This is a genomic window from Rhizobium sp. 62_C5_N11_2, from assembly GCF_051811185.1.
In the GTDB taxonomy this organism is placed as follows: domain Bacteria; phylum Pseudomonadota; class Alphaproteobacteria; order Rhizobiales; family Rhizobiaceae; genus Rhizobium; species Rhizobium leguminosarum.
Genome location: NZ_JBPWPW010000001.1, coordinates 708,285 through 721,718 on the forward strand (window position 1 = coordinate 708,285; position 13,434 = coordinate 721,718).

Below are 13,434 nucleotides of genomic sequence, written 5' to 3' on the forward strand. Positions count from 1 at the left end.
TGAGATGTCAGCCGGTATCGCCGCCGGCCACCGGCAGCACGCTGCCGGTGATGTAGGACGCTTCATCCGAGGCGAGGAACAGGATTGGCGCTGCCTGTTCCTCGATGGTCCCGTACCGCTTCATGAAACTGGATTGTTTCACCTGGCCGACGACGTCGGTCATCCAGGCCTTCTCGGCGTCCGTATCGCCCGCGACATTGCGCGGAATCCGACGCGGCGGCGCTTCCGTGCCGCCTGGTGCGGTGGCGACCACGCGGATGTTGCGCTCCGCCAGTTCCATGGCAAGCGACTGGGTGATGGCGTTCACGCCGCCCTTGGCTGCCGAATAAGGCACACGATGGATGCCGCGCGTTGCATTCGAGGATACGTTGACGATGGTGCCGCCGCCGCGCGCGAACAGATGCGGCAGGACGGCGTGGCAGCAATAGAGTGTCGGCATCAGCGAGCGGCGGATCTCCGCGTCGATCTGCTGCGATCCGAATTCCGCAAAGGGGCGCATCCGGATGGCGCCGCCGACATTGTTGATCAGGATGTCGATGCCACCGAAGCGTTGCTCGGCGAAGCGCATCGCCGAAGCCGCGCCTTCATAGGTCTCCAGATCGGCATTGAAGGCGGCGGTTTCGGCGTCTCTGGCTTCGGCTGCAATCTCCGTCACGAAATCGGCGCGGTCGACGAACAGCACCTTGCCACCCTCTGCCGCGGCGCGGATGGCCACGGCGCGGCCGATGCCCTGCGCGGCGCCGGTGACGACCAGCACCTTGCCGTCAAACCGACCGGCGAAGCGCGGCGCGCTCATGCAGCCTCCTTCGCCGCCGCATTGGGCGTGAACTTTTCGTATTGGAAGCTGTTGGGCTTCACGCCGTTGTCGTCGAAATGCTTGCGCACCGCATCGACCATTGGCGGGGGGCCGCAGAGATAGACGTCGACATCGCCGCCATGAAGCAGCTCGGCCGGCATATGTTGCGTAACCCATCCCTTACGCGGATGGCTCGAGGCCTCCTCGGCCACCACCGTGGTGAAGCTGAAGTTGGGCAGGCGCGTGGCATAGGCCGCGAACTCGTCGACGAGAACCAGATCGAGATCGCGCGTCACGCCATAGATCAGATGGATTTTCTGTTCCGATCCAGCGCGGGCAAGAACCTCCAGCATCGAGAGGAACGGTGCAAGGCCGGTGCCTCCGGCTAAAAACAAAAGCGGCCTGCGCACATCCCGCAGATAAAAGCTGCCGAGCGGGCCAGTCAGATTGAGCCTGTCGCCGGCCTGTGCGTCGGCGAGCCAGCCGCTCATCAACCCACCCGGGATCTTCTTGATCAGGAAGCCGATGCGTTGCTCGCCGGGCGCCGTGCTGAACGAATAGGAACGGCTCTGGCCGCTGGCCGGCACATCGATGTTGACATACTGGCCGGGCAGGAACGAGGGAGACGCCCCAGTGTCCACGTCCAGTTCCAATACGATCGCCGCATCGTTGTGCGGCGTCACCTTCGCCACAGTGGCGGCGAATTTCTGCTGCCCGGTTTTGCAGGCCGTCGATGTCGTCGGCACAGCGATGACGCAGTCCGACGTCGGCTTCATCTGGCAGGTCAGCACGAGGCCGCGCTCCGCCTCGTCGGCCGTCAGCGCATCATCGATATAGTCGTCGCCGAGATCGTAGAAGCCGCTTTCGGCGCGACATTTGCAGGTCCCGCACACGCCGTCGGAGCAATCCATCGGCAGGTTGATCTTGTTGCGGAAGGCGGCATCGAGAACCTTCTCGCCGTCCTTGCATTCGACGAACCGGGTGACCCCGTCCTCGAAGTTCAATGCGATCCTGTAGCTGGCCATGGAGCCCTCCTCATCAATCCCCTGCCGGCCGGCGACGCCTGTCAAACGTGATAGACGTCAATAACCTGGCGGATGTAGTCGTTCTTCAACACGATCTTCTTGCGCGCGATCAGCAGTGCGTCGTCGTCCTTGCGCAGCGTGGCGAACATGGTGCCGAAGAAGTGGTCGGTTACCTTGTAGCGGTGGTTCAACGTGTGGAAGTTGTAGCGCACGTCGACTTCGTCGCCCCGATGCGCCAGCACTTCGACATTGGTGACATTGTGGCTCGTGCGCGGTTCCGGCGTGGAAGCGCCGGAGCGCTCGGTCTTGATGCGGAATACCCGGTCTTCCAGGCCGTCGCGGTTCGGATAATAGATCAGCGAAATCTGCGACTGCGGGTCTTCGGTAATCCGGTCGTCGTCATCCCAGGCCGGCATCCAGTAGGTCACGTCGGGTGCATAGCAGGTCAGCCATTCGTCCCACTCGCGATCGTCCAGGAGCCGCGCTTCCCGATAGAAGAACGCGCAGATGGCGTCATAGGAAATGCTCATGCGACAACTCCGTTCTTTTCAGCGGACAGCGCCTGGCGCATCACCTTGGCCCAGTATTCGTGCTGGCGGACGAACAGGCCTTCGTCCTCGCTGCGCTCGCCGGACAGCAGCGGCTCGATGCCCATCTGCTTGGCGTTTTCGTCCGGACCATCGATCCACAGCGGCGCGCCCCGCGACAGGTCGTTCCAGAGCGCCGCGGTGCCGGCATAGCCGGCCTGGCAGGCGCGGAATTCCTCCAGGTCGTCAGCAGTGCCCATGCCGGACACGTTGAAGAAATCCTCATATTGGCGGATACGGAGCTGGCGATCAGCCTCGCTTTCGCCCTTCGGCGCAAAGCAGAAGATGTTGATTTCGGTCTTGTCGACACTGATCGGGCGGGTCACGCGGATCTGCGTGCTGAACTGGTCCATCAGGAATACATTCGGGTAAAGGCAGAGGTTGCGGGTCTGGTTGACGATGAAATTCGCCTTCTCGGCACCGACGCGCGCCGCGATCTCGTCTCGCTGGTCGTAGACCGGACGCACCTCGGGGTTCATGGTGTTGGTCCACAGCAGGATGTGACCGTTCTCGAAACCATAGACACCCGCGACGGAACGGCTCCAGCTGTTGGCGTCGACCGCCTTCGTGCCCTCTTCCTTGCGCCGCCCCATCGTCGCGGCATAGTTCCAGTGGACGGAGCTGACGTGATAACCGTCGCAGCCGTTTTCCATCTGCAGCTTCCAGTTTCCGTCGTAGATGTAGGACGAATTGCCCCGCAGCACTTCAAGCCCGTTCGGCGCCTGGTCGACGATCTGGTCGATGATAACCTTCGTCTCGCCGAGATAGTCCTCGAGCGTCGCGACCGCATCATTCAGGCTGCCGAACAGAAAGCCTCGATAGTTCTCGAACCGGGGAACGCGCTTGAGGTCGTGCGAACCGTTCTGCGCGAACTGAGGCGGATACTGGGTGGTTTTCTCGTCCTTGACCTTGAGCAGCTTGCCGGTGTTGGAAAAGGTCCAGCCGTGGAAGGGGCAGGTGAAGCTGCCCTTGTTGCCGTGCTTGCGGCGGCACAGCATCGCGCCGCGGTGGGCGCAGGCGTTGATGACCGCGTGCAGTTCGCCGTTCTTGTCGCGGGTGATGACGACCGGCTGCCGGCCGATATAGGTCGTGTAATAATCGTTGTTCTCTGGGATTTGACTCTCATGGGCCAGATAAACCCAGTTGCCTTCGAAGATATGCTTTATCTCCAGCTCGAAGAGGTCTTCGTCGGTGAAGATGTCCCGGCGGCAACGGAATAGACCGGCTTCCTTGTCGTCCTGCACGGCAGTGGCGAGCAGATGATCGAGTTCTCTTGCTTTGTCGATGATCGCAGACATGGCTTCTCTCCCGCAAAGTGCGCGGTAACCGGCGCAACCCTTGCAACAGTGTCGATGGTGACGATGATATGCGGGCTGGCGGCCATTCAGCCGCCGCCCTTGCCGTTTACGCGGCGGCGCGTTTGCGCTGTTCGTTGATCTGGTTGTCGATGCCATCGACCAGAGCGGTCAGATGGATGTCGAACGTGATCTCGGCGAACGGGCCGCTCAGACCATTGGCCTTGATGCTGGCTTCGTCGCTGCGCTCGATCACGGCCGGAACCAGGCCGTCTCGCGTCGCATAGGCAAAATCGTCATTGACCAGCGGATCGCCTTCAATGTTGATCTGGGTCGTCAGCTTGCGATGGCCGTCGGCGCTGATGAAGAGGTGGATATGCGCCGGGCGCTGGCCATGGCGGCCGAGGGCGGAAAGCAACTGTTCCGTCGGGCTGCCCGGTGGCACGCCATATCCGTGCGGCACGATGCTCTGGAATTTGTAACAGCCCTTTTCGTCAGTCACGATCGTGCGGCGCATGTTGAACGGCGCCTGCTTGCCGGTCGGGTCGAAGTGCGAATAGAACCCGCGGGTGTCACAATGCCAGACTTCGACAGTCGCACCCGGCTGCGGCTTGCCGTCAGAACCATAGACGGTGCCGTGCATGATCAGTGTGTGACCATTGGCGTCGGTGCCGTCATCGAGACGGGCAAAGCCATGACTGACCGGTGCGCCGGCCACATAGAGCGGCCCCTCGATCGTGCGCGGCGTCGGGTTTTCGATGCCGAGCGCCTCATCGATCGCGTCGAGGCGTTCGTCGAGGAAATGATCGAGACCGAGACCGGGCGAGATCAGGCCGGCCTGGCCGGCGGCGCCGATCTCATTGAGCCAGGCAATGCCGGTCCAGTATTCGTCGGGGGTGATGTCGAGATCATCGATCGCCTTGAACAGGTCGGACATGATCCGATGGACGATGAGTTTGACGCGCGGATTGCCGCCGTCCTTGTCGAGGCCGCTCAGGACGCTCAGAAAATCCTGAATGTCGGGCCTGCCGAAAATCTTCACGCTCATTTTTTCCTCCTCTTGCATTGTTCAGAAAGTCGATGCGGCTCCCGTTCCCGCGCCGAACACGGCGCTAGGTATCGTCCTCGCGGATCGCCGAGGGATGCCGCAGCAGCGGCGTTACTTCGATGTCCATGAACTTGAACAATGGCAGCCCCGACAGGATCTCGTGCAACTCCGTATTGTCCTTCACGTCGAAGATGCTGTAGTTCGCGTATTCACCGGCGATGCGCCAGATATGCCGCCATTTGCGGCTGCGCTGCAGTTCGTGCGAATAGGCCTTTTCCCGAGCGATGATCTCCGCCGCCTCCGCCGAGGGGAGATCATGGGGAATATTCACATCCATCCTCACATGGAAAAGCATGGTCGCCTCCCTTATCCGGCAATGCTGATCGTCTTGCGCATCCTGCCTCGAACAAAGAACGCCACACGATCCTCGTCCAGTTCGATCCCCAGTCCCGGTCCCTGGGGAACGGTCAGTTCGAAATCGCTGTAATCCAAGGGCGTGGCGAGGATCTCTTCCGTCAGCAGCAGCGGACCAAAGAACTCCGTGCCCCATTGCAGATCCTTCACGCCGGCCATCAACTGCGCGGCAGCGATCGTGCCGATCGGCCCTTCGAGCATAGTGCCGCCATAGACACCGATGCCGGCCGTCTCGGCGATGGCGATGACCTTGGCGGCGGCGAACAGGCCGCCCGCCTGCTCGATCTTGATCGAGAATACGTCGGCTGCGTGCGCCGTCACCGCTTCGAGGGCGCTTTCGGGACCGACAAGCACTTCATCGGCCATCATCGCGATCGGTGACACTCGCGTCAGCCGGGCAAGCGGCGCGACGCCGCACACCGGCTGCTCCACCAATACGCAACCCGCATCGCCGAGTGCCGCAATCGCATTGCGCGCCTCGCGCTCCCGCCATGCCATGTTCACGTCGACACGAACCGAGGCCATGTCCGGCAGCGCCTTGCGTATGGCAGCCACGTGGCGGATATCCTCCTTGATCGACTTGACGCCGATCTTCAGTTTGAAGTCCTTGTGGCGACGTCGGTCGAGCAGCGCCTGCGCCTCATCGATGTCCTTTGCGGTATCTCCGGATGCGAGCGTCCAGGCAACCGGCAGTTTCTCACGACGTCGGCCGCCGAGCAGTTCCGACATCGGCACGCCGAGCCGGCGGGCCTGGCCATCCAGCAACGCGGATTCGACGGCGCATTTGGCAAAGTGATTGCCCTTTACCGCCTTCCGGACGAGATCCATCGTCGCCTGTACGCGCGTCGGATCGCAGCCGAGGAGCAGGGGCGCGATATATTCGTCGATGGTGAGTTTCATGCCTTCCGGGCTCTCCGGTCCGTAGGCAAGTCCGCCAATGGTCGTGCCTTCACCGAGGCCTTCGATCCCATCGGAGCAGCGAACGCGCACGATCGTCATGCTCTGGCGGTTCATGGTGACCATCGAGAGCGTGTGCGGCCGGATGGTCGGCAGATCGAGTATAGTAGCCTCGATGGAAACGATCCGAATTTCCGCACGCACTGCGCTTCCTCCCTTTATTTGCAGGAAGGTTAGCCCTCGTTTAAGGTAAGGTCCAAGACCATATTAGTCGAAATCTATACCTAGGAGGTATAATAGGAATGGAGCTGCGCCAACTCCGCTACTTCGTGGCGGTCGCCACCGAGCGCAATTTCTCGCGCGCGGCGGAAATTCTCCACATCGCGCAGCCACCGCTCAGCCGGCAAATCCAGCAGCTGGAGGAGGAACTGGGCGTCAACCTGATCGACAGGTCCAAGCGGCCGTTGAGCTTGACGGAGGCGGGACGGTTCTTCTTCGATCAGGCCTCGCAGATCATGGCCCGGCTCGAGCATATCCGTGATCAGACCCAGAGAATAGGAAAGGCCCAGCGCGAACGGTTCGTCATCGGCTGCGTCGGCTCCACCCTCTATGGAGGTATGCCGGACCTCGTCAGGCGCATGCGGCAGCGCTGGCCTGATCTCGATATCGAGATCCGGGAAATGATGTCGACGGAACAGGTGACGGCGCTCAAGGAGCGACGCATCGATCTGGGTTTCGGCCGGGTGCGCTTCAACGACAGGGAAGTCGAACGGCTGACGCTCCGAGAGGAGCGGCTTGTCGTCGCCTTCCCGAAGAGCCATGCCAAATCCACCGCCAAGGAGCCCATAGGGCTTTGCGAGCTGGAGGGGGAATCCCTGATCATCTATCCCTCGACGCCCCGGCCAAGCTTTGCGGACGAGACGCTGAACCTGCTCGGCGAGATCAACGTCAATCCCGGGCATGTCGAGGAGGTTCGCGAAATCCAGACGGCGCTGGGCATGGTCGCAGCCGGCGCCGGCCTGTGCATCATTCCCGCGGCCTCGCAGCGCCAGCGACCGGACGATGTCTGCTATCGCATGATTGCCGACGAGAGGGCGACCTCACCCATCATCATGAGCTACCGGCGCAACGAAGCCGGCGGCCGGATCGAATTGATAAAGCAGATTATCCGCGAAATGTATGCCGACAATCCCCCCTGGCTCCAGCTCTCCAATGTCCGTCTGGACGCGCTCGAGAGTTGAGGCAGGCCTGCGCTTCGGCCTACTGCCATCCACTCACTTCCGGGTGCAGCACTTCGACCCCCAGGGAGGCGCGCCCGACTGGCATGCCGGACCGAACGATCTGTTGGCAGAAGGCGGCAAACAGTTCCTTGACGCCGTTATGAGGCGCGTCATTTGCCAGCCAGCGTGCGATATCTTCCATCCTCTCCGGCCTCGCTTCGCAAGGTTAAGTTCGGATTTCGAACCAGCCCGCCGTGGCACGAATAATGTTCCAGAGTTTGACTGGAAGCGTGATCTCCGAAACCGTGAGTGGGCTGAGCGCAATGTCGATTTCATGACTTCTTTGGTTCTGGGCGAGTTCAACCCATTCCGGATTCATCACCAGCCCCTGGCCGACGGCGACGAGCGACAGGCCAAATTCGAGGGCCTTTTCGGCCTCATCGGGTTTTCTGATTTGGCCGGCGGCGACGACGGGTATGCGGCCCTCGACGTGCTCGGCAATGAGCTCAGCGATGGAACGGCCGCCGGCATCGTGGATAGGTTTGGCATGAAGCACGCTCGAGAGCGACACGTGCATGTAGTCCACACCGGCCACGACGAGGCGATCAATCAGTTCGCAGGTGTCACCGAGCCGAAGGCCGCCTTCATCAGATTCCTCAGGCGAGATCCGGTAGCCCAACAAGAAGGGCCGCTTCGCGTGCGTATCGACGATCCGCTTGACCTCTTGAGCGACGGCGAGCGGAAAGCGCATGCGGTTCTCCAGCGAACCGCCCCATTCGTCCTCTCGCTGGTTAGATAGCGGTGAGAAGAAATTCTGAATCAGGAACCCGTGCGCCCCATGCAACTCGATGCCGTCGAAGCCTGCCTCGATTGCGCGGCGTGTGGCCTCGCCGAAAGCAGCCACGACAGCCAGGATTTCATCGTGAGTCAGCGCGCGCGCTGTCATGTTGCCATTGTTGAACGCACCCGCAGCAGCCTTGACGGCGCTCGCGCTGACGATCTCGCCCCCTGGAACCAGTTCGGGCACGGCTTTGTTGCCGGCATGGAAGATCTGGAGGATCGCCGGCGCGCCGCCACTCTTGGCCGCCCCTGCCAGGCGGCGCAGGCTCGGCGTGAAGCTATCGTCGCAAGAGGCAAACTCGCCCGTGAAGCCGACGCCGTTCGGCATGACGTGGGTGCAACCGGTAATCACCAGGCCGACGTCCTTTGCTCTGCGACGGTAATACGCGACCTCTTCGTCAGAGACCGTTCCGTCCTCATTGCCCGACCATGTCGTCATGGGGGCCATGACAATCCGGTTGCGAAGGGTGATCCCCTTGGCGAAAGCGAACGCGTCGAAGAGTTTCGGTTGTGTCTTGCTCATGATCTCGTCGTCCTCGCGCTGCTCTATGAGCCAATAAATAATGGAGGACAGGCATTCCGATTAGCCGCTATAATCTGCATGAACTTAGAAATGGGGTTTATGAATGAGAAAAGGTGATTTCAGCGAGCTGGCGGCATTCATCACCGTCGTGGAGGAGGGAAGTTTCACGCGCGCGGCCGCAAAGCTTGGCCTCTCTCAGTCCGCACTCAGCTATGCTGTTCGAATGCTCGAGCGACGTCTGGATGTGCGGTTGATTTCACGGACGACCCGCAGCCTTTCGACGACAGAGGCGGGAGAACGGCTGTTTCACAGCCTGCGTCCCGCATTTGATCACATCGACAGCGAGATTGCCGCGCTCACCGCCCTTCGCGATAAGCCTGCAGGCACGATTCGCATCACCACCTTTCGCCATGCCGCCCGAATGGTGCTCTGGCCCGCATTGCTGAAACTCGCGCCCGAGTATCCGGACATCATCGTTGAGATCAATGTCGACGAAGGGCTCACGGACATTGTCGCTGGCCGATTTGACGCGGGCATAAGGCTCGGCGAACAGGTCGAGAAGGACATGGTCTCGGTGCGGGTGAGCCCCGAGGTTCGAATGGCGGTTGTCGGATCGCCCTCTTATTTTGCCAACCGTAAGCGCCCGGAAACGCCACGTGACCTGAACAGTCACGCTTGCGTAAGCTATCGGCAGAGCAGGGGAGGCGGTCTCTATGCCTGGGAATTCGAGCGCGACGGCATCGAGCTGGAGGCGCGCGTCAGCGGAACGCTTATTCTTAATGACAATGAGATGCTCGAAAACGCGGCCCTTGATGGACTGGGGCTTGTTTATGTCTTCGAAAGTCAGGTTTCTCACCATGTGGCCGAGGGACGTTTGATCCGAGTTCTGGAAGACTGGTGTCCGCAATTCCCGGGCTATCACCTCTACTATCCAAGCCGGCGGCAACACACCCCGGCCTTCTCCCTCCTGGTCGAGGCACTCCGTTACCGGGGACCGTAACGGCATTCATCAATCCCATTTCTACCCCATGCAGAAAATGGGGCCTAATCGCTGGTGCTGCGCTGCTTATCTCACCTCACGAGGACGGGCGCAAAATCACTGTGCCGGCGAGGTGATCGAGATCGCCACGGCTCGTCCCTCCTTCGATGAAAAGACGGCTCTGCCGCTAAAGTTCAGGAGACGACCTATGGACAAAAACAAGCCAAATGCGGGTTCCAATGCCAACGAACATCCGGGCGTTGCTCGCCGCGACTTCTTGATCAACTCGGCGCTCGCCGGGGCAATGTTGACCGTCGCATCGCCGGCCTGGGCCGCTTCGTCGGATCAGCCCCAGGTAACCAAAAGCACTCCCCAGGCAGGACAAGCCCAGATGAAAACCCGGAAGCTCGGAACACTGGAAGTCTCGGAAATGGGAGCTGGATGCATGAGCATCAGCGCCAATTATGGACCGGCCGCCTCGACTGCCCAAGGCATCGACACCATCCGCGCCGCCCACGAAAAGGGCGTTACATTTTTTGATACCGCCGAAGTCTATGGGCCGTATACGAGCGAAGAGCTTGTCGGAGAAGCGTTGGCACCGATACGCGATCAGGTGAAAATCGCCACCAAGTTCGGCTTTGCAATTGACGGCACTGCTGGGCTGAACAGTCGTCCGGAACGGATCAAGCAGGTGGCGGAGGCTTCGCTCAAACGCCTGAAGACCGATCGCATCGATCTCTTCTATCAGCATCGCGTCGACCCCAATGTACCGATCGAAGATGTGGCTGGTGCTATCAAGGAGTTGATCCAGGAAGGCAAGGTTCTGCACTTCGGTCTCTCGGAGCCGAGCGCCGGGACAATTCGCCGGGCACATGCCATCCAGCCTGTGACGGCGGTCCAGACCGAATACTCCGTGATGGAAAGGAGCCCGGAACGCAATGGCGTTCTCGCAGCATGTGAGGAGCTTGGCATCGGCTTCGTCCCGTGGGGTCCCATGGGAATGGGTTATCTCACAGGCAAAATCGACGCGAGCACACGGTTCGACCCGAAGACCGATCTGCGCTCGACATTCGACCGCTTCAGCCCTGAAAACCTGGCAGCCAATATGCCGTTCGTCGCGTTGTTGAAGCAACTCGCCGAAAAGAAAGGGGCAACACCCTCTCAGATTGCCCTGGCGTGGCTGCTGGCGCAGAAGCCGTTCATCGTTCCCATCCCAGGCACGCGCAATATCGATCATCTGAATGAGAACCTGGGTGCGCTTCGGGTCGAGTTGACACCTGACGACCTCCGCGAGTTCGGGACTGCCCTCGCGGCGCTGACCGTGCATGGCGGACGCATGAACGAAATGCAAATGGGTCTGGTTGACCAAACAACCTAAAGCGCGTCGCGATCTTTCCGACCTCCAGGCGCCGCGCGTTTTTCAGACGCGCGACGCTGCAGCACTTTGAATTGCTGCAGCAATTTGGCGGATTAAGAAGCCCGCTTTCTAAGCCCATGCAAATACCGCCGCCTAATCTGATCGGCTTCGCCGGACTACGGTGTCGTCGATTGTCCGTGTCAAATCCCGCTCCGGTAAACCAAGGGAATCCTCTATGGCTGACGCCAGATCCAAAAAATCCAATCAACCATTCGCCGCAATCCAACGTCTTGTCGTGACCGTGGCCGCTATCGTCTTCAGCGTCTTCGGCCCATTCAGCTCTTCGGCAATGGCGCAGGCAACCGGAAACCGAGCAACCTTCCCAAAGAATTTCGATGAGTATGTCCACTATGCGACCTACGACCGTGGCTCTTCCAGGGAGGAGGCGTTTGCAACGCGCGAAACTCTGGAGATCGCGAAGTCCGGCCGACCGCTGCCGCCCGGCACGCAATTGGTCCTGGGCATCTGGGCTGACTACAAACTCACCGGCTATTTCGTCATGGAGAAAGGTGTGGACTGGGGTCTCAGCGTCCCGGAGGAGCAGCGCACCGGAGACTGGCATTTTCAGCAGTTCGATACCAACATGCAGGTCAGTCGGACCGCGTTCGCCGAGCGATGCCAATCGTGCCACGGGTCTCAGGCAGATAACGACTTCATGTTCACGACCGACAGAATGCGGGCTTACGTCCCTTGAAGCCGCTGTTTCTCTTGCGGTTGATCCTCGATGTCTTGGCGGCCGGCTTGTTGCTGGCCGCTCTGGCTTACAACTGGCTCGGCAATGCGGCACATGAGATAATCGGCATGGGGATGTTCCTGCTGCTGATCAGCCACAACATTTTCAACCGCCGTTGGTACGGCATGATCACGAAGGGCTGGCGCGAACCGCGCGGTATCGTCACCAGGGTGATCAATCTCTCGCTGCTGATCACCATGCTGACCTTGCTGGCAACCAGCATAATCATCTCACAGACTGTCTTTGGCTTCCTGTCTTTGACCGGCACCTTCACCTTGCGCCAGATCCACGCGTCGGCGGCATATCTGGCGCTGCTCATGGCTTCCATTCACCTGGGTCTGCACTGGTCGATGATCATCGGCGTGGTGAGCAGCAGGTTCGGCATGACGGCCGAGGGCAGACTGCGGACGCTTGTTTTGCGTGTGGTCGCCATCACCATCGCCGTCTATGGCGTTCAGGGCTTGCTCACGATCGATGTCGGATCGAAATTGTTCATGCAAATGAGCTTCGACTTTTGGGATTTCCAGACTGCGGCGTCGGCCTTTTTCCTGCATCACATGGCGATCATTGGGCTTTTCGTGTTTCTCGCCCACTATGGCCTGAAGCTGATCAGGGGCCGAAAGCGCCGGACGCGTACTCTCGGCCATAAAGCAGTTAAACGCGGGTCTATTTAGAAACCCGCTTTCTAGCTTCATGCAAATTATGCATTCTAATCAAATAGACCGAGCGCATCTATCTTCCTGTCTGTCGAAACAGGGAGTTAAGCGTGAGCAAAGTTTGGTTCATCACAGGCGTGAGCAGCGGCATCGGCGCCGGGGTCGCCAGAGCGGCATTGAAGGCTGGCGACAAGGTCGTTGCCACCTCCAGAAATCTCGACAAGGCCCGTGATGCCTTGCGCGACGTTGCTGGTGACGATCTTGCGTTCATCAAGTTGGACGTGACCAGCGAAGTACAGGTCAATGCTGCTGCAGAAGACGCCGCCGCGCGGTTCGGACGCATCGACGTCGCGGTGAACAATGCTGGCTATTGCCTGCTCGGCAACTTCGAAGAGCAGAGCCTTCCCCAGATCGAAGCCCAGTTTGCCACTAATTTCTATGGCGTTGTGCATGTCGTGCGCGCCGTGCTTCCGGTCATGCGCAAGCAGCGGTCGGGTCACATCATCAACATCGGCGCCGCAGCCGGCGTCATCGGCCTGAAACACTGCGGTGCCTATTCCGCCACCAAGTTCGCGATCGAGGGTCTGGCGTTTTCCGTCGGGATCGAGGTCGAGCCATTCGGCGTCAAGTTCACGACCGTCGAACCTGGAGCCTTCCGCACGGATCTGCTGGACAGCCAGAATGTTCGTTACGTTCCCAGAAGCGGCATCGAAGACTATGCCGGCGATGCAACATCCGAGGTCACCTGGTCGAGCTTCCATGGCGTGCAACCTGGCGATCCCGACAAGCTCGGCACGGCCGTTGTCACCGTCGCCGCCATGGAAAATCCGCCGAAGATATTCGTCGCCGGAACGGATGCGATCGCCATGATCGCGCCCGGCATAGAAAGCCGTCTCAGCGACATGCGAACCCATGACGAACTGTCCAGATCGACGGACGGATCACTCTGATCATCCTCAACTCAAAAACCAAAGGACCCGACACAATGAAGAAGATCGCTTTCG

General features: G+C 60.2%; 15 protein-coding genes. 6 read left to right on the forward strand and 9 right to left on the reverse strand.

Annotated features, from left to right (window positions below; all coding sequences use genetic code 11):
- Positions 1-7: 7 nt before the first annotated feature.
- From benD to AB8B31_RS03505, 7 genes are all read right to left on the reverse strand, one after another.
- Positions 8-796 (reverse strand): benzoate diol dehydrogenase BenD, encoded by a 789-nt coding sequence (gene benD, locus AB8B31_RS03475; protein WP_018245106.1) that lies wholly within the window; start codon positions 794-796, stop codon positions 8-10.
- A complete protein-coding gene (gene benC / locus AB8B31_RS03480; protein WP_018245107.1) occupies positions 793-1,821 on the reverse strand; it encodes a benzoate 1,2-dioxygenase electron transfer component BenC in 1,029 nt (342 codons plus the stop codon). The genes benD and benC overlap by 4 nt, the downstream gene beginning before the upstream one ends.
- A gap of 41 nt (positions 1,822-1,862) precedes the next feature.
- Entirely contained in the window at positions 1,863-2,351 is a 489-nt protein-coding gene (gene benB / locus AB8B31_RS03485; protein ID WP_018245108.1) for a benzoate 1,2-dioxygenase small subunit, read from the reverse strand.
- Positions 2,348-3,706: a Rieske 2Fe-2S domain-containing protein gene (locus tag AB8B31_RS03490; RefSeq protein WP_018245109.1), complete on the reverse strand. Its 1,359-nt coding sequence runs from the start codon at positions 3,704-3,706 to the stop codon at positions 2,348-2,350. Before AB8B31_RS03490 ends, benB begins: the two co-directional genes overlap by 4 nt.
- Before the next feature lie 106 nt (positions 3,707-3,812).
- Positions 3,813-4,751 carry a catechol 1,2-dioxygenase gene (gene catA, locus AB8B31_RS03495; protein ID WP_018245110.1) on the reverse strand — a complete coding sequence of 313 codons (939 nt, stop codon included), beginning with the start codon at positions 4,749-4,751 and terminating at the stop codon, positions 3,813-3,815.
- A 64-nt stretch (positions 4,752-4,815) separates the two neighbouring features.
- Positions 4,816-5,106, reverse strand: a complete 291-nt coding sequence (gene catC / locus AB8B31_RS03500) for a muconolactone Delta-isomerase (RefSeq protein WP_018245111.1) — start codon at positions 5,104-5,106, stop codon at positions 4,816-4,818.
- An 11-nt stretch (positions 5,107-5,117) separates the two neighbouring features.
- Positions 5,118-6,266: a muconate/chloromuconate family cycloisomerase gene (locus tag AB8B31_RS03505; RefSeq protein WP_018245112.1), complete on the reverse strand. Its 1,149-nt coding sequence runs from the start codon at positions 6,264-6,266 to the stop codon at positions 5,118-5,120.
- A gap of 98 nt (positions 6,267-6,364) precedes the next feature.
- Here AB8B31_RS03505 and AB8B31_RS03510 point away from each other — a divergent pair, with 98 nt between their 5' ends.
- Complete coding sequence (locus tag AB8B31_RS03510; protein WP_018245113.1) at positions 6,365-7,303, forward strand: LysR family transcriptional regulator; 939 nt, start codon at positions 6,365-6,367, stop codon at positions 7,301-7,303.
- A 19-nt stretch (positions 7,304-7,322) separates the two neighbouring features.
- On the opposite strand, the gene AB8B31_RS03515 is transcribed toward AB8B31_RS03510, so the two are convergent.
- Positions 7,323-7,484, reverse strand: a complete 162-nt coding sequence (locus AB8B31_RS03515) for a hypothetical protein (protein WP_018245114.1) — start codon at positions 7,482-7,484, stop codon at positions 7,323-7,325.
- A 24-nt stretch (positions 7,485-7,508) separates the two neighbouring features.
- Positions 7,509-8,645, reverse strand: a complete 1,137-nt coding sequence (locus AB8B31_RS03520) for an NADH-dependent flavin oxidoreductase (RefSeq protein WP_018245115.1) — start codon at positions 8,643-8,645, stop codon at positions 7,509-7,511.
- 103 nt (positions 8,646-8,748) lie between these two features.
- Between AB8B31_RS03520 and AB8B31_RS03525 the strand changes: the two genes are divergently transcribed.
- The 5 genes from AB8B31_RS03525 (at position 8,749) to AB8B31_RS03545 (ending at position 13,380) form a co-directional block, all read left to right on the forward strand.
- Positions 8,749-9,645, forward strand: a complete 897-nt coding sequence (locus AB8B31_RS03525) for a LysR substrate-binding domain-containing protein (RefSeq protein ID WP_439007352.1) — start codon at positions 8,749-8,751, stop codon at positions 9,643-9,645.
- Between the two features lie 187 nt (positions 9,646-9,832).
- The gene (locus AB8B31_RS03530) at positions 9,833-11,002 is read left to right on the forward strand and encodes an aldo/keto reductase (RefSeq protein ID WP_018245117.1); all 1,170 of its coding nucleotides are present in this window, start codon (positions 9,833-9,835) and stop codon (positions 11,000-11,002) included.
- Positions 11,003-11,216: 214 nt separating this feature from the next.
- On the forward strand, positions 11,217-11,735 hold the full coding sequence (locus tag AB8B31_RS03535; protein WP_018245118.1) for a cytochrome P460 family protein: 519 nt from the start codon (positions 11,217-11,219) through the stop codon (positions 11,733-11,735).
- Complete coding sequence (locus AB8B31_RS03540) at positions 11,732-12,448, forward strand: DUF4405 domain-containing protein (protein ID WP_018245119.1); 717 nt, start codon at positions 11,732-11,734, stop codon at positions 12,446-12,448. The genes AB8B31_RS03535 and AB8B31_RS03540 overlap by 4 nt, the downstream gene beginning before the upstream one ends.
- A gap of 92 nt (positions 12,449-12,540) precedes the next feature.
- Positions 12,541-13,380 carry an SDR family NAD(P)-dependent oxidoreductase gene (locus AB8B31_RS03545; RefSeq protein ID WP_018245120.1) on the forward strand — a complete coding sequence of 280 codons (840 nt, stop codon included), beginning with the start codon at positions 12,541-12,543 and terminating at the stop codon, positions 13,378-13,380.
- Positions 13,381-13,434 lie beyond the last annotated feature (54 nt).

Bases quoted from the DNA above. Each gene is read 5' to 3' on its own strand.
- benD (WP_018245106.1), bottom strand. From the start codon at position 796: ATGAGCGCGCCGCGCTTCGCCGGTCGGTTTGACGGCAAGGTGCTGGTC.
- benC (WP_018245107.1), bottom strand. From the start codon at position 1,821: ATGGCCAGCTACAGGATCGCATTGAACTTCGAGGACGGGGTCACCCGG.
- benB (WP_018245108.1), bottom strand. From the start codon at position 2,351: ATGAGCATTTCCTATGACGCCATCTGCGCGTTCTTCTATCGGGAAGCG.
- AB8B31_RS03490 (WP_018245109.1), bottom strand. From the start codon at position 3,706: ATGTCTGCGATCATCGACAAAGCAAGAGAACTCGATCATCTGCTCGCC.
- catA (WP_018245110.1), bottom strand. From the start codon at position 4,751: ATGAGCGTGAAGATTTTCGGCAGGCCCGACATTCAGGATTTTCTGAGC.
- catC (WP_018245111.1), bottom strand. From the start codon at position 5,106: ATGCTTTTCCATGTGAGGATGGATGTGAATATTCCCCATGATCTCCCC.
- AB8B31_RS03510 (WP_018245113.1), top strand. From the start codon at position 6,365: ATGGAGCTGCGCCAACTCCGCTACTTCGTGGCGGTCGCCACCGAGCGC.
- AB8B31_RS03515 (WP_018245114.1), bottom strand. From the start codon at position 7,484: ATGGAAGATATCGCACGCTGGCTGGCAAATGACGCGCCTCATAACGGC.
- AB8B31_RS03520 (WP_018245115.1), bottom strand. From the start codon at position 8,645: ATGAGCAAGACACAACCGAAACTCTTCGACGCGTTCGCTTTCGCCAAG.
- AB8B31_RS03525 (WP_439007352.1), top strand. From the start codon at position 8,749: ATGAGAAAAGGTGATTTCAGCGAGCTGGCGGCATTCATCACCGTCGTG.
- AB8B31_RS03530 (WP_018245117.1), top strand. From the start codon at position 9,833: ATGGACAAAAACAAGCCAAATGCGGGTTCCAATGCCAACGAACATCCG.
- AB8B31_RS03535 (WP_018245118.1), top strand. From the start codon at position 11,217: ATGGCTGACGCCAGATCCAAAAAATCCAATCAACCATTCGCCGCAATC.